Raw genomic sequence first — 23447 nt, 5'->3', positions numbered from 1 at the left:
CCTGTACACGGAAATGAGTCTCGGTAACGTGCTAGGCCTTAGCATGGTTAACTGACTTTAATAAGTTCTACTGTACCATCTTCATTGACCTCAGCCATATGCCCTTTTGGCTCTTCTAAGAAAAGTAGGGTGATAAAGCCAATGACTGCAGTTACCGCAATCACGGTAAAAAAGGTTGAGTACTCAACTAAGGATAATACGGTTAGATAGAAGACGGCGCCAACATTGCCGTAAGCCCCTGTCATACCGGCAATTTGCCCTGTTAGGCGGCGTTTTATTAAAGGTACGACCGCAAAGACAGCGCCTTCACCCGCTTGAACGAAGAAGGAGCACGCCATCGCAGCGGCAACGGCGAGGAAGAGTGGCCAGCTGCTATCGATTAACGACATCACAGCATAACCTGCGGCCAAACCTGCAGTTAAAATTAACAATGTTTTTCTACGGCCAAAACGGTCACTGATCCAACCCCCTCCAGGGCGTGACATGAGGTTCATGAACGCATAAGCGGATGCAACTAAACCGGCATACACCATATCTAATGAAAATACGTCGGCAAAGAACAGAGGTAGCATAGAGATCACCGCTAGTTCAGAGCCAAAGGTGGCAAAGTACAGTATATTTAATACTGCAACTTGCTTAAATTTGTAGCGCTCCATCTCGGGGACGGGCTGGGTAAATATAGTTTTGTTAATACGATAAGCGCTATAGCAGTCATAGATAAAAATAGCGGCTAAGGTTAGATATATAGTGAACGCAGCTGTATCCGTTAAGATTGATACACCTGCTGGTGAAAGCTTCCATGTGAGCAGCGATAGAGCGGCATAGAGTGGGACCTTCATGATAATCATTAAGATGAAATCACTGGGGCTGGTAACCTCCATACCCCCTATTTTCTTAGGTTTAAAATAGGTTGAACCTTTTGGTGTGTCGGTTACATTTTTGTACCAGATCACACTAAAGAGCAAGCTCATTAAACCGGTTAGACCGACCGCATAGCGCCAGCCATCAGGGCCCCCAAAGATCACGACTAAGGTGGGTAGTAGCATAGCCGCTGCAGCGGAGCCAAAGTTACCCCAACCGCCGTATAAGCCTTCAGCCGTACCGAGCTCGTTCGCAGGGAACCATTCACTTACCATACGAATACCGATAACAAATCCTGCGCCGATAAAGCCGAGTAAAAAACGGGATACGGCGGCTTGCGCAAAATCAGTGGATAGGGCAAACATGAAGCAGGGGATACTGGCAATCGAGAGGAGGGCGGCGTACGTGATCCTTGGACCGTACTTATCCGTGAGCATGCCGATAATAATTCGAGCGGGGATGGTCAATGCAACGTTTAAAATCAGTAAAGTTTTAATTTCTGCGTTCGTTAGCCCTAAGGATTCCGCTATAGCGCCGAGTAAAGGGGCGTGGTTAAACCATACAAAAAAGCTGATGAAAAACGCCATCCAGCTTAAATGTAGAATCTTCATTTTTCCGCTGAAGGAGAAGAGAGTTAGCTTGCCACTATCACTCATGGTATTGGCCTCGATTATAGTTATAGGTGTTGAAACAAAAAAGGCGTTCTACACGTCCCCTCTGATTGTATCGGGGACGGTATGAACGCCTTTGTTCAAGCTGTTTATGTTTTTGCTATCTATTGGTGCGTCGGTTGAGCCTGAGTACAAAACTGTGCACTTATTTGATACACCGATTTACCTTTATTCGCCTTTGAATAGAGGTATACACGGACCTTAGGCTGCTTTTTCCTCGCGTTTTGCTTTTACTGGAGAATCACTATGCATATCTTGCGCCATCTTTTGTGTGCCCTCTTCTTTTTTAGGGCTACTGTCGGGGGTACGCTGTTTTTCATACAGGAAAGTCAGTACTTCATGGCGGTAGTGGTTATATTGAGGGTCGTCCGCTAACGCAATACGGTCGCGTGGGCGGGGGAGGTCAATATTCAGTATTTCGCCGACGGTGGCGGCAGGGCCATTAGTCATCATCACAATGCGATCCGAGAGGAGAACCGCTTCATCCACATCATGAGTGATCATAATAACGGTGTTGTTTAGATCTTTTTGGATCTCCATCAGTGAGTCCTGTAGATGGGCTCGCGTGAGCGCATCTAAGGCACCGAAGGGTTCGTCCATCAACATAACAGTGGGTTCCATTGCGAGGGCGCGTGCGATACCGACACGTTGCTTCATCCCTCCTGATATCTCATCAGGGCGCTTGTCCATAGCATGATCCATATGGACGAGGGCTAAGTTATGTTCTATCCATTCACGCATCTCCGCTTTACTCTTTGAGCGGCCAAAGACCTGTTTTACCGCAAGCTCTACGTTTTCATAGGCGCTTAACCACGGCAGTAAAGAGTGGTTTTGAAAAACAACCGCGCGTTCAGGACCTGGTGAGTTTACCTCTTTTCCGTCTAAGAGGCAGCCGCCGCTGGTGGCTTGATAGAGTCCGGCTACGATGTTTAGTACAGTCGATTTACCGCAACCTGAGTGACCAATTAACGAGACAAACTCCCCTTTGTTAATCGTCAGGTTAATGTCCTGAAGCGCTTTAAAAGGGCCGTTAGGTGTTGGAAAATCGATATCAACTTTTGTTAACTCTAAATGTTTAGGAGGCTGAGCCATAATAATTATCCTTTTTCTAACGCCGCTAATTAGCGAAGTATTGCTGTTTTATCCCAAGACATTTTGCGCTGTAAAAACAGCATGCAACGGTCTAGTAAAAAACCGATCAGTCCAATAACGAGTACGGCCACCATAATTCGGCCAAGGGAGTTGGAGCTACCGTTTTGGAATTCATCCCAAACAAATTTACCAAGGCCTGGGTTTTGGGCCAGCATTTCTGCTGCAATAAGTACCATCCATGCGATACCGAGTGATAAGCGCAAGCCAGTAAACATCATTGGGATAGAGGATGGCAGAACGATTTTGATAATATGGGTAAGCCAGTTAAGGCGAAGTACTTGAGATACGTTTTGTAGATCTTTACTGATTGATGACACGCCGACCGCTGTATTGAGAAGTGTTGGCCATAAGCTACACAGGGATACAGTGATCAATGAGGTGATGAATGACTTCGCAAACATCGGGTCTTTACTGACGTATACTGCACTGACAACCATCGTTACTAAGGGTAACCAAGCCAGTGGTGAGACGGGTTTAAATAGCTGAATCAGTGGATTGAAGGCGGAGTAAAGTGTGCTATTTAAACCGATGAGTATTCCCGCCGGAATAGCGATTAGTGAGGCGATAATGAAGCCTGCAAGCACGGTGATTAGGCTTGTTAAAATCTGATCAAAAAAGGTGGGTTTACCGGTGTATGGACGCACTTTTACTGTAGCATCAGGATTTTTTTCGAGTTTCTTTGCGTTACGTAGCTCTTGGCGCTCGTGGAATTTAACCTCTTTCACCCGCTCTGCTTGATGTTCCTCTATTAATGTAATCGACTGTTGATAAACCGCCGCAGGACCGGGGAAAGTGCCTAGCGAAGTGTGGACGCTTTTGGCCCCGATCTCCCAAATGAATAAGAAAACTAACAAACCAATTAGCGGTATCAGTAAAGACTTTCCCAATTGACTGAAGTTTGCTTTAGGGTTTTCAATAAAATGGCTCAGGCCTATTGTGGCTAAAATTTTACTCATGACATATTACCTTCCGTTGATCTGTTGCCCCTCTGGTACAGAGGGGCTTTGTTGTTAGATCAAAGTGTTTGATCTGGCTTCAGACCGATTGAGAATTTTTCTAGGTAGGCGTTTGGTTGCTTGCCATCAAAGGTGATGTTGTCGATAAAGTGTGTTTGTGGTGCTTTGTAGCCATCTTCGGAGACAAAATCAGGGAACATATCCGCAGTCATTTTACCTTCCTCAATGAGTTCTTTTGCGGCAACTGCATAGATATCTGGGCGGTAAACTTTCTTAGCAATATCCATAAACCACTGATCTGATTTAGGCTCAGCAATTTGTCCCCAACGACGCATCTGAGTTAGATACCAAATCGCATCAGAATAGTACGGGTAAGTGGCGTTATAGCGGAAGAATACGTTGAAATCAGGCACCTGACGTTTATCGCCTTTTTCGTACTCAAAAGTACCAGTCATTGAGTTAGCGATAACATCATAATCTGCACCTACATAATCAGATTTGGATAAAATCTTCACTGCTTCTGGGCGGTTAGCATTATTGTTGTCATCTAACCATTTAGCGGCACGAATCATCGCTTTAACAACACGAATATGGGTATTAGGATTTTCGTCTGCCCAGCCCTTAGAGACACCAAAAACTTTCTCGGGGTTGTTTTTCCATATTTCATAATCGGTTACGACTGGAACACCAATACCTTTAAACACCGCTTGCTGGTTCCAAGGTTCGCCCACACAGTAACCATAGATAGTGCCAGCTTCCATTGTTGCAGGCATTTGAGGTGGCGGAGTCACTGATAACAGTGCATCTGCATCGATCGTACCTGATGTATCGCCGTTATGAGGCGCATAATAACCAGGGTGAATACCGCCTGCTGCTAACCAATAACGTAGTTCATAGTTATGGGTCGAAACAGGGAATACCATGCCCATGTTAAAAGGCTTACCTTCATCTTTATATTTTTCGACAATAGGCTTTAACGCATCCGCTTTAATGGGGTGAACGGGTTTGCCGTCAGGCCCTTTTGGTACGTATGGCTTCATCTGATCCCAAATATCATTGGAAACGGTGATGGCGTTACCATTAAGGTCCATGCTAAACGCCGTGATAATGTGGGACTGAGTACCAAACCCAATGGTTGCGCCTAAAGGTTGGCCTGCAAGCATATGAGCACCATCTAGCTGACCGTCAATAACGCGATCTAAAAGCACCTTCCAGTTGGCTTGGGCTTCTAAAGTGACGTAGAGGCCTTCATCCTCGAAAAAACCTTTTTCGTAAGCAATTGCGAGAGGGGCCATATCAGTTAGTTTAATAAACCCGAATTTTAAATCTTCCTTTTCAGGCTCGCCGATGGCTGCCCATGCAGGGGTTGTAATTAAGGCAGCGGCTAACACCGTACTACTGATAATTTTGCTTAGTAGAGCAGTCTTCTTTTTAAGCATGGTTGGCTTCTCCAGTCTTGAAAAATAAAAAAGGCGCCTAACGTGATCACAGTCTTGTGATTCGTTAAGGCGCCTTTGCCATAAAATAATCGAGCGGGCTTTTCTGCCCGTTTCTGTATTTATCGAGCACTCTTCGTTGAATGGCTCATTTGTTTTTTTATAAAGCATTACCTATGCCAAAAAACTAAACCTCTTTATATACAGATAGTTATATATGTAATCAGTAATTTTTATTACTCTGTTTCTACAAGGGTGCGCTGCACAATAGTGCGTATTTGTGTTAGCAGGGTGCGTATTGATGCATACAATTAAACGAATGGAGTAAGTGGGTGCCGATTATCGAGCTGTAGGCGAGCGAATGGGTTCAGGGAGAAGAAAGGCAGAAGTTGCACTCCTGCCTTGATGTTTAGCTAACCCATTTTTGAAAGAGGTCTTGGCGGTAAACTGTACGGCTAATGATTGCAAAATCGGCAGGGTTGTCTGCGTCTGATAGTTGCCCACAGTCTAACATCTGGCTAAGAATAAACTCGCCCTGTTTCGGGTCGGGAACATTTACTTGCTTGCCCGCGAAATGTTGTTTCATCGCAAGGGGCGGTGTGTAGTCAGAAAGCGTAGTGGCGGCTTGATCTAGGTATGGGGGTAGCGCAAGGAGTTGGTATAGTTCCTCTTTATTGTTGATATCTTCAACCCATTGGCAAGCTTCATATAACGCTTTTACTAATGCTTGGTGGGTATTAGGGTAGGCCGCTGCCCACTCTTGAGTCACACCAAGAACCTTTTCTGTATGGGCTCCCCATATTTTGTGTCCGGTTGTCAGTAAGCCGCCGATCTTCTGAATGAGCGCTAAACTATTCCAAGGTTCACCTACGCAATAACCATCTATAGCGCCATTAGATAAGCTTGGTATCATCTGGGTTGGTGGAACAGCAATTAATTGCACATCATGTTCTGCATCAATCCCATGTTGTTCAAGCCAGTAACGAAGCTGATAATAATGGTTTGAGTATGGATATACCGTTGCCATGACCGGTTTGACTGAGCTGCTCTTGACCTGTTTTTTAAATTGCTCACCGACTAGTTTGTCGTCTTCCCAGTTATCAATTGTTTTGGATAAGAGGGTATGGAACTCTTCAGATAAAGTGATTGCCGTACCGTTTTGGCTCAGTGCTAGGGCTGTCATCATCGGTGTTTTGTTGCCGTTTAAGCCAAGCGTCGATGCCAATGGCATCGGGGCCAGCATATGTGCGCCATCGTACAGGCCAAAGCTTACTTTATCGCGTATCGAGGCCCAAGATGATTCTTTGCATAAAACGACATCGAGGCCGTGTCTTTTGAAAAAGCCTTTTTCTCGGGCGACCACTAAAGGTGCGCAATCTAAGAGCGCGACAAAACCGAGCTTCAGGTTGTTTTTTTCAAGTGTCAGTGGTGCTGACATAAATTATCCTCTTCTCTCTACTTGCTCAGGCCGTTCGTTAGTTCCAGAACATCAATAACGCTCTGGGCGACATCGGGTAGCTTTTGACCGCGATCCATGGCGAGCTTACGAAGGGTTTCGAATGCTTGTTTTTCATCGCACCCTTGATGCTTCATTAACATGCCTTTGGCTTTTTCGATCACTTTTCTGTCAGCCAGTTGGGTTTTCGCTTTTTCGAGTTCTGCGCGCAGTGAGCTATGGGCATCGAAATGAGCAATAGCGGTATCCATAATCGCTTTTACCCGATCTGGCTGTAGCCCGTCCGATATGTAAGCACTGACGCCCGCATTAATAGCATCAGACATAGTTTTACGATCATTTTGCTGCTCAGCGAAAAAAACGATAGGTCTTGGATTGTTTTTGCTCATCGTTGACATACTTTCGAGTGTGTCTCGATTAGGCGAATCCATATCAATAATAACGATGTCTGGATGGGTATCCTCAACACGTTTATTGAGATGGGTAGTATTGGGTAGTTGGCAGACGACATGATGTCCTAGTGAGTGCAAGGCTTCTTTGAGTGCCTGTACTCTTTCCGGTTCGTCATCTATCAGTAAAACATTTAAGCGATTCACGTTACATATTAATCCATATCCGGAGGTGGATACTGGTTAATTAAGCAATAAATGTTCCATTGTGGTGCGGGAGACTTATTTAATTGTTGTTTGGAGGTACGCTGCTGTGGATAAGTGGGTAAGATGTAGCCTGTGTAATCAGGCGTTGGGTCTTGGCGATATCCTAAATTGGCACAGTGCTTGCTGAGTCACTCATCATATTTATTGATAAAAATGTACAGCATATTTAGTACATAAAAAATTATAGTAGCGCAACGGAGCGCACTTATCTGGCAACTAGCAGATATGTGGCTCCGTGCCGTGTACGCTGTAAACTGGAAAGTGCATCTGGATTTGTGTGTTACAAAGTAGTGGAGGTTTAGATGCACAAAATGACAACGTGTCCATACTGCGGTGTGGGCTGTGGTGTTGATGCTGATATTCTGGATTCCGGTTCAATCGGTGTTAAAGGCGATAAATCTCATCCGGCTAATTTTGGCAGGTTATGCGTTAAAGGCTCGGCCCTGCATGAGGTATTAGGTGCGGGTGGTCGTCTACTTTCCCCTCTTATAAATAATGTCCCTGTTTCTTGGGATAGCGCACTAGATGAGGTCTCTTCTAGATTTCTTCGCACTATATCGGAGCATGGGCCGGACTCTGTAGCTTTTTACTTATCCGGTCAATTGCTCACAGAAGATTATTATGTAGCCAATAAATTGATGAAAGGTTTTATTGGTAGCGCTAATGTGGATACGAATTCACGTCTTTGTATGTCGTCAGCTGTAGCGGGTTATAAACGTGCCTTTGGTAGCGATACAGTGCCATGTTCCTATGAAGACTTGGAAAAAGCGGAACTATTAGTGCTGGTCGGCAGTAATACCGCGTGGAACCACCCTGTTTTATATCAACGTATGCAGGCTGCTAAGAAAAAGAATCCCTCCCTGAAAGTAGTAGTGGTTGATCCTCGCCGAACAGCAACCTGTGATTTAGCGGATCTTCATTTGGCACTTAAACCGAGTACCGATAGTGAGTTATTTTCAGGATTATTGAGCTATCTGGCTGATCAGAATTGTTTAAATCATGATTACATTGAGCAATACACAGAAGGTTTTGAACTTGCTTTAGCTTCAGCTCAGCAGCAGTTTGACTCAGTTTCAGCGGTAGCTAAGTATTGCGATCTAGATAGTGATATTTTAACAACGTTTTATGAGTGGTTTGCCCAGACTGATAAAGTTGTGACTTTTTATTCTCAAGGGGTAAACCAGTCTTTTAGTGGCACTGATAATTCCAATGCAATCATTAACTGTCACCTTGCCACTGGTCGTATAGGTTTTGAAGGTGCGGGCCCGTTTTCTATTACTGGACAGCCTAATGCTATGGGTGGGCGTGAGGTTGGCGGTTTAGCAAATCAGCTAGCCGCGCATTTGGACTTCTCTTCACCTGAGTATATTGATCTTGTCTCGCGTTTTTGGAATGCACCGAATATTGCTCAAACCGAAGGTTTAAAGGCGGTTGAGCTTTTTCAAGCCATTGAAGAGGGTAAAGTTAAAGCGGTTTGGATTATGGGGACAAATCCTGCGGTGAGTTTACCTAATACCCATCAAGTGACACAGGCGTTGGAAAAGTGTCCCTTAGTGGTTGTTTCTGATTGTATGGCGAGTACTGAAACCCTTAAATATGCTGATGTTTGCTTACCCGCAACAGGGTGGAGTGAGAAAGATGGCACAGTCACTAATGCAGAAAGAAGAATTTCACGTCAGCGTAGTCTCTTAGCACCTACGGGTGAGGCTAAACATGATTGGTGGATTATTAGTGAAGTGGCCAAGAAAATGGGTTTTGAAGATGCATTCTCTTATCAACATCCAGCAGAAATTTTTGCAGAGCATGCAGCGCTCTCTGGTTTTGAGAATGATGGCAACAGAGATTTTGATATTAGTCTGTATCAAGATATAGATATTGATACTTATAATTCTTTTAAACCTGTTCAGTGGCCGGTGACTCAGGAAGCACCTTACGGGACAGCGCGTATGTTTTCAGATGGCCGCTTTTTTACGCCATCAAAACGGGCAAGGTTTATACCTATTCAGGTTTCAAGCCCTATTCAGCAAGTCACCCCTGAACTGCCTTATATCTTAAATACAGGCCGTATTAGAGATCAATGGCATACCATGGCGATGAGTGGACGTGCGCGCCGCTTGTTTCAACATAGGGATGAACCTTTTGTGGAGCTTAATCAGGCTGATGCGCTAAAAGAGCAGATCTCTGATGGCGAGTTGGTTAAGCTGAGCCATCCTCAAGGGGATTATATTGGCCGTGCTAGAGTTATGGCATCGGAGCAGCGTAGGGGTGAGCTGTTTGTGCCTATGCATTGGAATAATGAATTTAGTTCCTTGGCTAAAATGGGCGCTTTACTGGAACCCGTGACGGACCCTATTTCAGGGCAGCCTGAGTCTAAGCATGGACGAGTCAGTCTTTCTAAACTTAATCCGAGTTGGCAAGGGTGGCTAATGTGTCGCTCTGATTTGGAAATCAATTTACCCGTTGAATACTGGTCCAAAGTACCTAAAGGTGATGTTACTTTTTATTATCTTGCCGATAGTGTTGAGTTGGTTGACGGTATTGCTTGGTGCAAAGAGCATTTAGGGGATGTGTCTATCTGGTTAGAAGATCCGAATAGCCAAAACTTTAGAGCAGCGGGACTAAAAGGCGAAGTACTTGAATGGACTTTTTTTGTTATGCCTTATGGAGAGATACCTTCTACACGTTGGTTGGAGGAGATGTTTTCTGAAGCGGAATTGTCGATTGATCAACGCCGTTTTATCTTGAGTGTAACCGGATGTGAAATTGAAAATCCCGGTGAGATGATCTGTAGTTGTTATCAAGTAGGTAGCAATGCCATAGTAGAAGCGATAGGGTTAGGTTCTAGGACGGTTGATATGCTCGGGGATAAGCTTAAGTGTGGAACTAACTGTGGATCCTGTATTCCTGAATTGAATGCTATATTGGCAAAAGAGCTGAAATAAACAATGATAACCAGAGAGGGGCCATTGCACTGAGTGTAGAGCTTTTCCAGAGTAGAGATAATTATAGGCATCGTTAGGTGCCTTTTTTTTACTGACTATCTTATTAGGGAGGTTAAGTATCTACTTAGGCTTTAGGTTTATGCAGTTAAAGGAGGAATAGTGAAAGCTAAAATTATACGTTCTATATACCTCATAGCCGGTTGCTTATGTGTTGTTCTTGGGTTTATTGGCGTAATCCTACCGCTTCTTCCTACCACTCCTTTTTTACTGGTGGCCGCTTTTTGTTTTTCACGAAGCTCTGAGCGGCTGCATAAAACTTTATTGAATAATCGCTACTTTGGGAAATATATACGAGACTGGGAAGATGGCGGTATCATACCGTTTAAAATAAAGGTCTTAGCAACCACAATGATGGTGCTTATGGTGATTTATCCACTGTTTTTCAGGTCATTTCATTTAGGTTTAAAGGCTGGGGTTGTTGTAACGATTGTGATTGCGATGATCTATATTTGGTCGCGTCCTTCTGAATTAAAGCAGCAGGAATAGGTTTAATCTTGTTGTTATCTATCGGGTTTTCTACGTCGAGATTACATGGTTTTATTTAAAACGCTGAGTATGCTGAGTGGCTTTAATATGAAATTTACTCATTAAAAGATTGATAAAATTTTAATCAAAACGCTGCTGTTTTAAAAAAGCCTCATATTCATTATGTTTTATACTGTTTTTCAAACAGTCTGTTTTTTTATTAATACATATTCGCTAAAATTTTAATAAAAACAAACTTTTAAAACGGCCTGTACTCACTATTTTAAAGGTACAAGGTTTGTAATGATTAACTAAATAATTGTGAGTAAAGGCCATGAGTACCATCACTAATAGTTCTTTACATAATTTCAAAGTAGTCATGTTGGATGCTGAATGCCGATATACTAATTGGACTAGAGATATCACGGAGTCTAATCTTTCGTGGGATTTTGTTCGCTTTGATTCTAAAGACAGTTTGCTTTTATGTTTAGATGAGCAGATTTGTGATGCGGTAATTATCCCTTGCTCTATGCGTGCTCAAGTTGATATTGAGTTGATGGCTCAAATAGCTAAACGCCATCCTACGTCTGTTCGAGTGTTTATGGGGGCAGAATATTGGAATGCCGCTCAAAAAGCGAAAGCGGCGGATGTGGCACACCGAATTTATCCTAGCGCTGTAACGATTGAAGGCTTAGGGGCGTCGCTTGAATATCAAATTAAATTACTCCACTTACTTAATCGAAGTTCCTTACAAGCTTATGTAGGGTCTGTTGGTTGCTTGCCGTCACCCCCTAGTATCTATCGTCAACTTACCGATGCTATTAATTCTGATCGCGCAGATTTGGCTGATATTGGTGAAATTGTTGAGCAAGATCTCGCCGTTGTCGCGCAAATCATGAAGCAGGTAAATTCTGCTTTCTTTGGCTTTGAACGCACTATCGTTGATTTAAAAGAAGCGATCTCTATGCTAGGTGTTCGTAACTTACGTAGTCTTGCCTTAAGTAGCCAGTTAAATAACCAGTTTAAAAGCCCAGATGATTGGAAGGCATTTTCATTTGAGCAGATGAATGCGCGCTCCTTAGTTGTGGCTCGTTTGGCACAGACCATCTGTCGTCGATCAGGTGCCAGCAAAGTGATGCAGGATCAAGCCTTTTTGGCGGGTTTACTGCATGATTTGGGTATATTGATAATGGCATCTCATAATCCAGAGCAATATAAAAAACTACTAAATTATGCGGTTAAAAAAAGTAAACCTATCTATTTGGTAGAGAAGGCGGCTTTTGGCTTTTTCCATGGTGAGGTAGCGGGCGCTTTGCTTGCTTTATGGAACTTACCTCCTCAAGTGATAGAGGCGGTGATGTTACATCATGTCCCACATCTATCTAAAGATCATGATTTTAAAGTACTAACTGCCGTGCATGTTGCTGATGCAATGATACCCTCAGTGCATGTGGAAGGAGAGTGTAATCTCGCGAGTAATTTATCACTACGTTATTTAGATCAAGTGGGCGTTATGGATGAAGTCCCACAATGGCGGATTGTCGCCAATGAATACCGTGTTCGCATGGTATCCAACTTATAAGAGAGGATCTCATAAAATCGCTGGTAACTTTGGCCAAGTCTTGCAGGAAACATACGTTGGGGTCTGTAACAGGTAAGACTTGGCGATTTTTTTAGCTTAACAGGGCAACTTTCTTAAACCCTTTTCACTTATCTTGCTACAATCTCACTGATAAATATGAGCTGATATTAGAATGTGAGGATGTGTGAGTAAACCTTTGAAAAGTAGCAGTGATCGATCTGTAGTTAAAACCTCACTGCACGCTCGCAATCTCCATCGCTCACGTTATGATTTTGATCAGCTGTGCAAAGCATCTCCTGAGCTGTTATCCCACGTATATCAAACGCCTAATGGGCAAGATTCCATTAACTTTTCTGACCCGCAAGCGGTTAAATTACTTAACCAAGCTCTTTTGAAAGTATTCTATCAGATAGCATTTTGGGATCTTCCTCAAGGTTATCTTTGCCCGCCTATCCCAGGACGAGCAGATTACATACATCATATAGCGGACCTGCTAGCGGAGAGTAACGGAGGTCGTGTACCTGTAGGTACAAAGGTGCATGGTTTAGATGTGGGAGTGGGGGCTAACTGTATCTATCCCATTATTGGTAGTCAGAGCTATGGGTGGCAGTTTGTTGGCTCTGATATAGATCCTATCTCCATTGCTGCGGTGGGTGAGATTGTTAGATCAAACAAGGTGATGAAGAATAAATTACAGTGCCGATTACAGCCCTCGTCTGATCGAATCTTTGAAAATATTATTCAGCCGGAAGAGTTCTTCCATTTCTCTATCTGCAATCCCCCCTTTCATGCTTCGCTTGCAGAAGCTAGCGCGGGAAATAAGCGTAAAGTGAGAAACTTAAATCGAGCTAATGGAAATGCGGATAAGGCTAAAGAGAAACTCAATTTTGGCGGGCAGGGCGCTGAATTGTGGTGTAAAGGTGGTGAGGTCGCTTTTGTACGCCAAATGATTAAAGAGAGTAAACACTTTGCAGATAATGTGCTTTGGTTTACGACGTTAATATCTAAAAAAGATAATCTGCCGGCTGTTTATCAGGTACTTAAGCAGGTGAATGCTAAAAAAGTTAAAACGGTTGAGATGGCGCAAGGGCAAAAAGTTAGCCGCTTTGTTGCTTGGAGTTTTTATACTGCATCGGATCCTGAGTTTTCCTTTCTTGATCCTTCTTCTGCTTCCTAAGCTATTGATTTTGAGTCCTATCTCTGTATTGTAAAGGTCTTGCTGTCAGCTAAATAACGTCGATTTAGGTTAAGTGCTGGCTTAGTGTATTGCCCCTAATAAGGTGGTTTATATCACATGTTTCGTTATTTCGGTTTTGGCTCCAATATGAATCAGCTCTCCCTACGAGCTAAAGGTGTTGAGCCTTTAACATCGCAGCGAGCGGTTTTGCGCGGTTGGCGTTTGCGCTTTAATGTGCAGCACTTCTTCCGGCAGGAGGGCGGTGTTGGGAATATTGAATGTACCGGTAATCTGAGTGATTGTGTTTGGGGTGTGCTTTATGAGTGTCCAGATGAGGCGCTTGCACCTTTAGATGCGGTAGAAGCTTGCGGCCATGGTTATGACCGAGTCAATGTTGATGTGGAAACAGAAAGTGGAACTATCACGGCGTTTGCCTATATTGGCATAGCTGAGTTTATCAATGAGATGTGTTTACCTAGCCAGCGCTACCTTAATATTATTGTTGAGGGTGCCCGATCAGCAGGACTTGATGCTGAATATGTAACAGCGCTTGCACGTCACCCTGTGCATGACCCCGGCGTATACCCTCCTTTTCAGCCTCCCCAAGGTGATTATCCTCAATTTAATAGAACTTCTTTAGCTCAGTATCCATTGTATACGGTGTTGGATGGGGCTGTTTTTGATATGTCGGAGGCGCGACGACAGCATGAATATTTAAAAGGTTTCTTCGGGGGTAAAGATATGACATTGTTTCATCTAAAAAGGCTAGATTGTAGCGATCATAGTGAAACTATGGATGATGTGAGGCACAGGCGCTTTAATCAGGCCCAGCGGCAATATTTAGACGCTTTTCTACACGAATATGCTCGCGAGTACCGTTATGTTGGACGCTTTGATTACAGCGAAGAGTAAGGAGTATTAATGAATCATTTTCCCCCAGCGCTTGCCCATGGTGCATTAGAAGAGGTATTTCCAGACCTGTTTTTTGTTAGTGGTGCTATGGAGACCGTTTTACAGGAGATGGACTGGGCGTTTAGTCGTAATATGACGGTGGTTCGGGATGGTGAGCGCCTGATCCTTGTTAATAGTGTACGTTTAGACGAAGAAGGGCTTGCGGCATTAGAGCGTCTAGGGAAGGTGACAGATGTTATCCGTCTAGGATGTTTGCATGGGCGTGATGATGAGTTTTATGTGGATCGGTATGATGCTGACTACTGGATTTTACCTGGTATGGAAAGGGGTAAAAGTGTGGAGGACGCACGTGTGCTTACAACAGAAAACCTACCTATCTCAGATGCTTCGCTATTTATCTTTGAAACTACAAAAATACCCGAAGGCGTTTTACACATTGATCGAGCAGGTGGTGTTCTTATCGCCTGCGACGCACTACAAAACTGGTTAGAGCCAGATCAATATTTTTCCGATGCCTCTAAAGAACTGATGCAAAATATGAACTTTTTTGTGCCCGCCAATATAGGCCCTGTATGGGCGCAAGCGGCTGAACCTTTAGGGGATGACTTTAAACGCCTGTTAGCCTTGCCATTTAAACATGCTCTATGTGGTCATGGTGCCCCTGTTTCTGATACCGCGTTCGATGATTATAATGCGACATTTCAACGAATGTTCTCCCTTTAGTGCACAGTGCTAGGGAGCATGGAGTGAGGGGCGTCGGCTTAAAATTACCCGGTTATATCATCGGTTCAGTACTATGGCGGGCTGATGGGCGTGTCGTTTACCGTGCGCGCTGCTTATCCAATGATCTTCCTGTTGCTATTGAGACACTCGATACTGAATTTCCAGAACGTCATCAAGTGGCAGGTATTCGTCGAGAGGGATTGATCGGCCAACATCTATCGGAGGTTGTAGGGGTTCGAAAAGTCCATGAAGTGCTACCCCATGGCAGCGGTAATTTAGCCTTAGTCGGCGAGTTGTTTGATAACACCCTTAAAACATTGCTCATTCGTGAAGGGCGATGGGGATTGCCTGTAACTGATGTGCTCAATATAGCTTTGAGTATAGTTCGAGCTTTAGGCGGTATCCATGAGAAGGATATAGTCCATAAAGCATTAACGCCGGGCCATATATTGTTCGATACCTTAACAAAAGGTGTTTCTATTGCCGGTTTTGGTATTGCCTCCGAATTAGATCAAGAGCGTCAAGCGGTGCAGATGTCTCGTCGTCTCGAAGGGCCTTTGCCCTATATCTCCCCTGAACAGACAGGGCGGATGAACCGTGATGTAGATTATAGGTCGGATTACTACTCGCTGGGTGTGCTGCTGTTTGAGTTATTGACAGGTACACTGCCCTTTCAAGCGGATACCCTGCTGGAGTGGGTTTATAGCCATATGAGCTGTTTGCCGCCTGCTCCAGACGAGCTAAGACCTCAGATCCCTAAAGCTGTATCAGCGATTGTTCTTAAATTACTCTCAAAAGAACCTGAAACGCGTTATCAAAGTACCGAAGGTATTATCTATGATCTCGAATGTTGCGCGGAGAAACTATCAATTGAAGATCACAACATCGAGCCTTTCGAGTTGGGAAAGAATGATGTCGTACAGAAGTTTCTAATACCGCAAAATTTATATGGCCGCGAAGCTGAATTGGCTCAATTATTTGAGTTATTTGAAAGTGCAGTGACGGGACGAACTGAGTTTTGTTTAGTTCATGGTTATTCTGGGGTCGGAAAATCCGCGCTTGTTAATGAGATTGATCGCCCGCTGGTACGCGAACGAGGCTTCCTTGTTCAAGGTAAATTTGAACAGTTTCAGCAAGGGGAGGCTTATACCGCTTTAATAACGGCCTATCGAGGCTTGGTACAACAGCTATTAGCTGAACCTGAAGTGGGACTGGGTGAGTGGCGGAAGAAGTTGCTTGACGCTTTAGGGCCTAATGCTCGTTTAGTGACAGATTTGGTACCCGAACTAGAAATTATTATTGGTCATCAGCCTGAGGTAGCGGCACTTCCTCCCGCTGAAGAGCGCAATCGTTTGCAGATTCTATTAACTGCGTTTCTCCGAGTATTTGCAGGAAAAGGGCACCCCGTTGTTCTGTTTCTTGATGATTTACAGTGGAGTGATGTGCCCACGTTGGCGCTGCTGAAACGCTTAGTTACCTCAAGAGAGATGAGCCATTTATTGTTAATTGGATCATATAGAAGTAACGAAATTGGCAGCGGTCATCCTTTAGGTTTGTTGCTTGATGATTTGAGCAATCAGCATAATATTTGTCAACTTCCTTTAGGGCCGCTCGATCAACATTCCGTAAGGCAGTTAGTGGCTGATGCATTGTGTGGTGAGCTGGATGAAACTTATATATTGAGCGATATGCTTTTTTATAAAACACTCGGCAACCCCTTTTTTATCAATGAGCTATTGAGGCAGCTGCATAAAGAGGGGGCTATTACAGCAGATAAACAGAGTGGCAAGTGGTATTGGGATCTTGATGCCGCCCGTTGGTCAAATGTAAGTACAGATGTTGTTGAATTTATGGTGGGTAACCTCCGTCAGCTTCATCCTGAGACTCAGAATGTTTTACAGTTAGCCGCGTGCATTGGAAGTACGTTTGATCTTCAAACCTTAGCGGCTATTTCTGAACAAAGTATTGATGATACGGCTATAGCACTTTTACCTGCATTGAAACTTCAAACAGTGCTACCTTTGCATAGTGATTATCGTTTGGTCGGGCGGAATTCGGAGGCGTTAGGGTTTAATCCAATTTATAGGTTCCAGCATGACCGTATACAACAAGCCGCTTATACGCTTATCGACGTTCAGCGTTTACCTGAGGTACATCTTTCGGTAGGGCGTCGCATGTTACGTCATGCTGGTAAAACTGTACCTAATGATCGCTTAATTGATATTGTGGAGCATTTAAACGAAGGGCGTTTACTGATTGAGTCGGAAGCGGAGCGTTTATATCTTGCTGAACTTAATCTACGTTCCGCTGTGCGAGCTAAACACACTTCGGCTTATGAGGTGGCACTGAATTATCTGCAAATAGCTATTGGTTTATTACCCGCTAATCCTTGGTGTAGCGCGTCAAAGTTAATGCAACCTTTAGCTATAGAGATCCAGCAATGTACTTATCTCACAGCTCGAACGGAGCAGGCAGAAGAATGGATCGAAATTTTATTAGAGCATGCGCATACTGATTTGCAGAAAAGTGACATTCTGGCCACACGCACACGACAGTATTCGACCCTTGGAAAGATGGAGGCATCGATTCTCTCTGCTATTCAAGGCCTTGCGCTTTTAGGTGTGGAGTTTACCGATAATCCAACAGATGAAGAGGTTGCCGAGGAGCGGCAGAGGGTTAAGATTAACTTAGGTGAACGCCAAGTTGCGGAGCTTGTGGATGCTCCGTTAGTTAAAGATGAGGCTGTTTTAACCGCGATACGTCTTATGATGGAAATTTTTCCAGCCACGTTTCTTTCGGGTTGTGGGAATCTATTTCCGTATCTGGTCTTAAAGGCAGTCAATCTTTCCTTACGGCATGGAAATAGCCCCGAATCCGCTTTTGCATATGCCGCTTACGGCATGCTCTTGTGTGGTGATATTGACGAGCCCGAAGAGGGTTATCAATATGGGAAAGTTGGTTTAGCCTTGAATGACCGTTTTGATGATCAGGCGCTACGGACACGCGTGATTTATGTTTACGCGATGTTTGTTCATCACTGGAGTAATCATTGGTCTACGTTGACCCCTTTATTTCGTAAAGGTATTGAATCGGGTTATCAATCCGGAGATCTGCTTTACCTTGCATACAGTGCTCAAGACTGTGTGATTTGGGATCCTACTCTTGATTTAGAAACGGCCCATCGTCTACATGCGGAAAATTTAGAGATTGTTCGAGAGTGTGCTTATCAGGACTCATTAGATTCTGGTACCTTATTTTTGCAGTTACAGCGTAATTTGCTGGGACTGACGCATACACCGTTTACCTTAAGTGATGATGACTTTGATGAGCAGCGCTGCTTAGAGGGTATGCGTGAACGTCAGTTTATGACAGGGATTGCCAATTATCAGATCTATACTGCGGAGATCTGCTTTTTGTATGGCGATTATGATCGTGCGTTGAGCTTTGTTCGTGCACAGGATTTGATGATCAAATCTTCCATGTCGCTCCCACAGTTAGTGCGTTTTTATATTGTATCTTTTCTGACGCTTGCAACACATTTTCCATTAATGGGAACTGACGATCAGGCTGAAACAGGTCAACGTTTAGAGCGTGATCTTGCCCGTATGCGGCGTTTAGCCGATAACTGTGCTGAGAACTTCCGTCACCTTCAATTTTTAATGGAAGCAGAATTAGAAAAGATCTATGGCTGCCCGGAAAGCACCTTAGAGCTTTATGATGTGGCGATTGATGCAGCTAGAGAAAGTGGCTTTTTGCGTGATGAGGCGACAGCATGCGAACGTGCTGCTCGTTTTCTTATCGGCCTTGGCCGTAGACGATCAGCGGAAGGTTATTTGAGAGCGGCCCATCGTATTTATGATCGCTGGGGGGCACACCGTAAGGTGAAATTACTTGAGCAGGAGTTCTCTATATTAACTGAGTGCTCCGCTAGTGCTTATCTGTCAACGACCAAGCAGGAGATGACAGATCTTGATTTAGCCTCAGTTATGAAAGCGTCTCGTGACATATCTGGCGAAATTTTATTAGACCGATTACTCAAAACCAGTATGAGCATTTTACTAGAAAATGCAGGTGCTCAATGGGGCTGCCTCGTGGTTAAGCACGAGGGGGAATTAGTGGTGGAAGCGGTAAAACTGCCAGATCATTTGTCGGCAGAGGGATTAGCAAATCATTCACTTATTCCAACGGTTGCTGGTGAGAAAATACCTTTACCTGTCACTTTGCTAAGCCAAGTATTTCACAATGGCTCTGCGATCGTACTTCATAATGCGCTAGACGATGGATGTTTTATCCATGATCCATATATACAGGCATTTAAGCCTTTATCGGTGTTGTGTGTACCTATTCAAAGAGAGCGCTTTGAGGCTGTGCTTTATATGGAAAATAATCTTGCAAGCGGCGCTTTTAGATATGATCGTGTTGAGGTTATTCGTCTTTTAGCTGCTCAAGCATCTGTGGCTATTGAGAATGCACGCCTCTATGAGCAAGTGCAGGAACACTCTAAAACGCTGGAGGATAAAGTCGCTGAACGAACGGCTCGTTTAGAACAAGTCAATCAAGAGCTACAAGGGCTAGCTGATCGGGATGGTTTGACGGGGGTAGCCAATAGACGCAGAGGTGATGCTTATCTAGCTGAAGTTTGGGAGCGTTTACGCAAAGAAGCACACCCACTCACGATTATTATGCTTGATGTTGATCATTTTAAGGCCTTCAATGATAACTACGGACATCAAGGCGGGGATGATTGTTTAATCGCGGTGGCAAAAATGGTGCAGTCCCAACTCCTGAGGCCCGCAGACCTGATTGCTCGTTACGGTGGAGAGGAGTTTATGCTTATTCTTCCGGATACCGATTATAAAGGCGCTGCACTTATTGGTGAGAAGGTTCGTTGTGCTGTGCAGGATATGACGATTGAGCATGCTCATTCATCAGCAAGTCATGTAGTGACGGTCAGTGTAGGTGCCGCCACTATGATTCCGATAATAGAGCACGGGGCTGATAGCTTGCTTCGTGAAGCGGATATTGCTTTATATCGTGCGAAGAGGATGGGGCGAAATCAACTACAACAAGCCTCTAATATTAGTTAATTAATAGCACTAAATAACATTCTATTAGCAACGACCGAGGGCAAGATCACTTAACTTTTTTGTAAGCTTTACCCCAGCAAACCCTATCGTTTCTCTCTTAATCCCTAGTCAAACTCCATTCACCCTATATCGTCCGAGTTTTTTAGCTGCTTGCCGCTCAGTACAGGTGAGTTTGTAAGGGTAATTTGCCGTTTTTTGGGGCGCGGATGCTATTTATGTTTTCTTTTGGGGCAGATTGAGCGTTCTTTGAGTCGATTTTATATTTTTAACTTTCTGTTTTTAAAGAATTTAGTTTGTTTGGCCCTTATTTTGCTTTTGTATAAAGCAATATGCACAAGAGCATACTTAGGTGGATGTGTACGCGAGTTAACACCGCTTATGACAATTTGATCAAATGGGTATCTAGGGTTCCGGCTACAAAGATGTAGTGACTGGACCGAGAGTTACCAACCTCACCTGAGGTCACACGGAGGGATAAAAGCCCGGGAGAACAAAACCTATAGGTGATGTCTCTTGTGCTTAATTTTCGTGAAACTACAAAGGTGAAGTTATGATGAATACCATTCGATCTTTCATGCGAACGCTGTTGATGTGCGCTTCAGTGTTCTCCCTTCTACTAAGTTTTTCCTCAACTCTTCAAGCTGAAGAAAAAAGCGAATTTAAAGTCGCTTGGACGATCTACGTTGGTTGGATGCCATGGGATTATGGCGCAGCGACAGGGATCGTGGATAAGTGGGCTGATAAATACGGCATTAAAATCGACGTTGTTCAGGTCAATGACTATGTGGAGTCTATTAACCAATTCACGGCAGGCCAGTTTGATGCCACTGTAATGACTAACATGGATGCATTAACTATTCCTGCAGCGAGTGGTGTTGATTCAACTGCACTCATCGTCGGTGATTTCTCAAACGGTAACGATGGTGTTGTACTTAAAGACGCTAAAACATTGGCAGATATTAAAGGCCAGCAAGTTAACCTAGTTGAGTTAAGTGTTTCCCATTATCTGCTAGCACGCGGCCTTGAAACTGTTGGCATGACAGAGCAAGACGTTAAAGTGGTTAATACCTCTGATGCCGATCTTGTTGCTGCTTTTAGTGCTGACGATGTGACAGCAGTTACCACTTGGAACCCTTTGCTAAGTGAAATAACGGCTATGCCGAATGCAAGCAAAGTATTTGATTCCTCTATGATCCCAGGTGAAATTATTGACCTGATGGTTGTAAATACTGAAACCCTTGAAGCGAACCCTAAACTGGGTAAAGCCTTAGTCGGTGCTTGGTATGAGATCATGGCCACAATCGCTGCAAAGGATGAAAATTCCATTAAAGCGAAAAGCTTTATGGCTGAAGCCTCAGGTACTGACCTTGCGGGTTATGAAGCGCAGCTTGCTTCTACAAACATGTTCTACACCGCCGCCTCTGCTGTTGAGTTCACAAACAGCGATAGCCTGACTAAAACGATGCAGAAAGTGAGTGAATTCTCATTTGATCACGGTCTGTTAGGTGAAGGTGCGCCAGATGCGAAGTTTATCGGTATTGAAACACCCGCAGGTGTTTACGGTAATGCCGCTAATATCAAACTACGTTTTAACCCAACGTACATGAAAATGGCTGCCGACGGTTCTCTGTAATCTCTTAATACACTTATTGCTTAGTCCAACAGAGAACTGGAGCCTAGAATGACACGTCTTATAAACCGTCAACCTAGCCGCTACTCGCGGTTGATGCTTGGGTTGCTGCCTTTCATTGTTTTGTTTGTCATATACCTTGTGACATCCGATGCTCGATTGGCTGAAAACCCAAGTGATAAATTACTGCCCTCACTGGGTAGTTTTGCCGATGCCATTGTTCGTATGGGCTTTGAGCCTAGTAAACGAACAGGTGAATATCTGTTGTGGCAAGATACCTTTGCCAGTTTGCAACGGTTAGGCATCGCTGTTGGATTAAGCGCAATGATCGGGCTAGTGATTGGTGTCTTTAACGGCATGATCCCTTATGTTCGATCACCTTTATCACCCTTAGTGACTGCATTATCGCTTATCCCACCGATGGCTATTTTGCCGATCCTCTTTATCACCTTTGGTTTAGGTGAACTCTCTAAAGTTGTGCTGATTGTGATTGGCATAACGCCGGTGATTATTCGAGATATTCAGTTACGTACCGATGCGCTGCCATCAGAACAGTTGATTAAAGCGCAAACCTTAGGTGGCAATAGCTGGCAGATTATTCTGCGTGTGGTTTTACCACAGACGATGCCGCGCTTAATTGATGCGGTACGTCTGACCTTAGGGAGTGCGTGGCTCTTCCTCATTGCTGCTGAAGCGATTGCGGCGACAGAAGGGTTAGGTTATCGGATCTTCTTAGTGCGTCGTTACCTCGCCATGGATGTGATTTTGCCTTATGTCTTTTGGATCACAACACTGGCGTTTGCGATGGATTGGTCTTTAAAACGCATCTCTATATTAGCTTTCCCTTGGTACCACTCAGCGCAAGGAGCTCGCAATGACTAAAACTGAGCCCCCCATTATACAGATCAATAATCTGTGGAAAGAGTACGGCGATAACGTTGTGTTAGAGCGCGTAAACCTTAGTGTTCAAGCAGGCGAATTTGTCAGTATTGTCGGAGCCTCAGGGTGTGGGAAAACAACCTTTCTAAACCTGCTATTAGGCATTGAACAACCGAGCCAAGGCGAGATTCTACTGGATGGCGAACCTTTAGATCCTGAACCGAGTGTCGAACGTGGCATTGTCTTTCAGAAATACTCCGTCTTTCCCCATATGACGGCGTTGGAAAATGTGATGTTAGGCCAAGAGTTTAGCGAAAGCTCTCTGAGTAGTCGCTTACTCGGTCGCTTATTTGGTTCGGCGCGCCGTGCTGCAAAAGCGGAAGCGCTGGATATTTTAGAAAAAGTAGGTTTAGGGCCCGCCGCAGATAAATACCCTAGTGAACTATCAGGTGGGATGCAGCAGCGTTTAGCTATAGCTCAAGCGTTAATTCGTAAACCAAGAATTTTATTACTTGATGAGCCTTTTGGCGCTCTAGATCCAGGTATTCGTAAAGATATGCACAAGCTTACCCATAGTTTGTGGGAGGAGCAGAAACTAACTGTTTTTATGATTACTCATGACCTAAGTGAAGGGTTTGAGCTAGGGAGCCGCTTATGGGTGTTTGATAAAACTCGCCATGACCAACAGGCTCCAGAACGCTTTGGTGCCAATGTAACTTTTGATATTCCATTGAGCACAGGACAAGAAAACCCAGAACAACTCGCAAAATTACAGACTGTTAAACCGAGCGCAGCTTGAGGA

The 23447-nt window shown here is 44.2% G+C and carries 16 protein-coding genes and 1 riboswitch; of the genes, 10 read left to right on the top strand and 6 right to left on the bottom strand.

Annotated features, from left to right (window positions below):
• Positions 1-47: 47 nt before the first annotated feature.
• From ACOQOE_RS13360 to ACOQOE_RS13335, 6 genes are all read right to left on the bottom strand, one after another.
• Positions 48-1517: a NarK family nitrate/nitrite MFS transporter gene (locus ACOQOE_RS13360; protein WP_420554232.1), complete on the bottom strand. Its 1470-nt coding sequence runs from the start codon at positions 1515-1517 to the stop codon at positions 48-50.
• 216 nt (positions 1518-1733) lie between these two features.
• On the bottom strand, positions 1734-2624 hold the full coding sequence (locus ACOQOE_RS13355) for an ABC transporter ATP-binding protein (protein ID WP_067863440.1): 891 nt from the start codon (positions 2622-2624) through the stop codon (positions 1734-1736).
• 29 nt (positions 2625-2653) lie between these two features.
• The gene (locus ACOQOE_RS13350; RefSeq protein ID WP_082792337.1) at positions 2654-3640 is read right to left on the bottom strand and encodes an ABC transporter permease; all 987 of its coding nucleotides are present in this window, start codon (positions 3638-3640) and stop codon (positions 2654-2656) included.
• A gap of 59 nt (positions 3641-3699) precedes the next feature.
• Entirely contained in the window at positions 3700-5079 is a 1380-nt protein-coding gene (locus ACOQOE_RS13345; protein WP_067864103.1) for a CmpA/NrtA family ABC transporter substrate-binding protein, read from the bottom strand.
• 406 nt (positions 5080-5485) lie between these two features.
• Positions 5486-6514 carry a CmpA/NrtA family ABC transporter substrate-binding protein gene (locus ACOQOE_RS13340; protein ID WP_067863443.1) on the bottom strand — a complete coding sequence of 343 codons (1029 nt, stop codon included), beginning with the start codon at positions 6512-6514 and terminating at the stop codon, positions 5486-5488.
• A 17-nt stretch (positions 6515-6531) separates the two neighbouring features.
• Positions 6532-7128, bottom strand: a complete 597-nt coding sequence (locus tag ACOQOE_RS13335; RefSeq protein WP_067863446.1) for an ANTAR domain-containing response regulator — start codon at positions 7126-7128, stop codon at positions 6532-6534.
• A gap of 371 nt (positions 7129-7499) precedes the next feature.
• On the opposite strand from ACOQOE_RS13335, the gene ACOQOE_RS13330 reads away from it, so the two are divergent.
• The 10 genes from ACOQOE_RS13330 to ACOQOE_RS13285 all read left to right on the top strand — a co-directional run bounded on the left by ACOQOE_RS13330 (position 7500) and on the right by ACOQOE_RS13285 (position 23444).
• Positions 7500-10130 (top strand): molybdopterin-dependent oxidoreductase, encoded by a 2631-nt coding sequence (locus tag ACOQOE_RS13330; protein ID WP_420554231.1) that lies wholly within the window; start codon positions 7500-7502, stop codon positions 10128-10130.
• 159 nt (positions 10131-10289) lie between these two features.
• Positions 10290-10676 carry a YbaN family protein gene (locus tag ACOQOE_RS13325; protein ID WP_067863453.1) on the top strand — a complete coding sequence of 129 codons (387 nt, stop codon included), beginning with the start codon at positions 10290-10292 and terminating at the stop codon, positions 10674-10676.
• Positions 10677-10989: 313 nt separating this feature from the next.
• A complete protein-coding gene (locus ACOQOE_RS13320) occupies positions 10990-12237 on the top strand; it encodes an HDOD domain-containing protein (protein WP_420554230.1) in 1248 nt (415 codons plus the stop codon).
• A 184-nt stretch (positions 12238-12421) separates the two neighbouring features.
• Entirely contained in the window at positions 12422-13414 is a 993-nt protein-coding gene (gene rlmF / locus ACOQOE_RS13315; RefSeq protein ID WP_067863458.1) for a 23S rRNA (adenine(1618)-N(6))-methyltransferase RlmF, read from the top strand.
• Positions 13415-13531: 117 nt separating this feature from the next.
• Entirely contained in the window at positions 13532-14326 is a 795-nt protein-coding gene (locus tag ACOQOE_RS13310; protein ID WP_420554229.1) for a gamma-glutamylcyclotransferase family protein, read from the top strand.
• Positions 14327-14335: 9 nt separating this feature from the next.
• A complete protein-coding gene (locus ACOQOE_RS13305) occupies positions 14336-15049 on the top strand; it encodes a hypothetical protein (RefSeq protein ID WP_420554228.1) in 714 nt (237 codons plus the stop codon).
• Between the two features lie 23 nt (positions 15050-15072).
• Positions 15073-20136, top strand: a complete 5064-nt coding sequence (locus ACOQOE_RS13300; protein ID WP_420554227.1) for a diguanylate cyclase — start codon at positions 15073-15075, stop codon at positions 20134-20136.
• Between the two features lie 391 nt (positions 20137-20527).
• A riboswitch (guanidine-I (ykkC/yxkD leader) is annotated at positions 20528-20627 on the top strand.
• Between the two features lie 59 nt (positions 20628-20686).
• Entirely contained in the window at positions 20687-21769 is a 1083-nt protein-coding gene (locus tag ACOQOE_RS13295) for a putative urea ABC transporter substrate-binding protein (protein WP_420554226.1), read from the top strand.
• Between the two features lie 48 nt (positions 21770-21817).
• Positions 21818-22648 (top strand): ABC transporter permease, encoded by an 831-nt coding sequence (locus tag ACOQOE_RS13290; protein ID WP_067981990.1) that lies wholly within the window; start codon positions 21818-21820, stop codon positions 22646-22648.
• Positions 22641-23444, top strand: a complete 804-nt coding sequence (locus tag ACOQOE_RS13285) for an ABC transporter ATP-binding protein (RefSeq protein WP_420554225.1) — start codon at positions 22641-22643, stop codon at positions 23442-23444. The genes ACOQOE_RS13290 and ACOQOE_RS13285 overlap by 8 nt, the downstream gene beginning before the upstream one ends.
• Positions 23445-23447: the final 3 nt, after the last annotated feature.

The sequence above is a fragment of the Neptuniibacter marinus genome (assembly GCF_965223595.1).
GTDB classification, from domain to species: Bacteria; Pseudomonadota; Gammaproteobacteria; order Pseudomonadales; family Balneatricaceae; genus Neptuniibacter; species Neptuniibacter marinus.
Note: the sequence above shows the minus strand (reverse complement) of the source record. Positions and strands in the feature narration are given on the sequence as shown.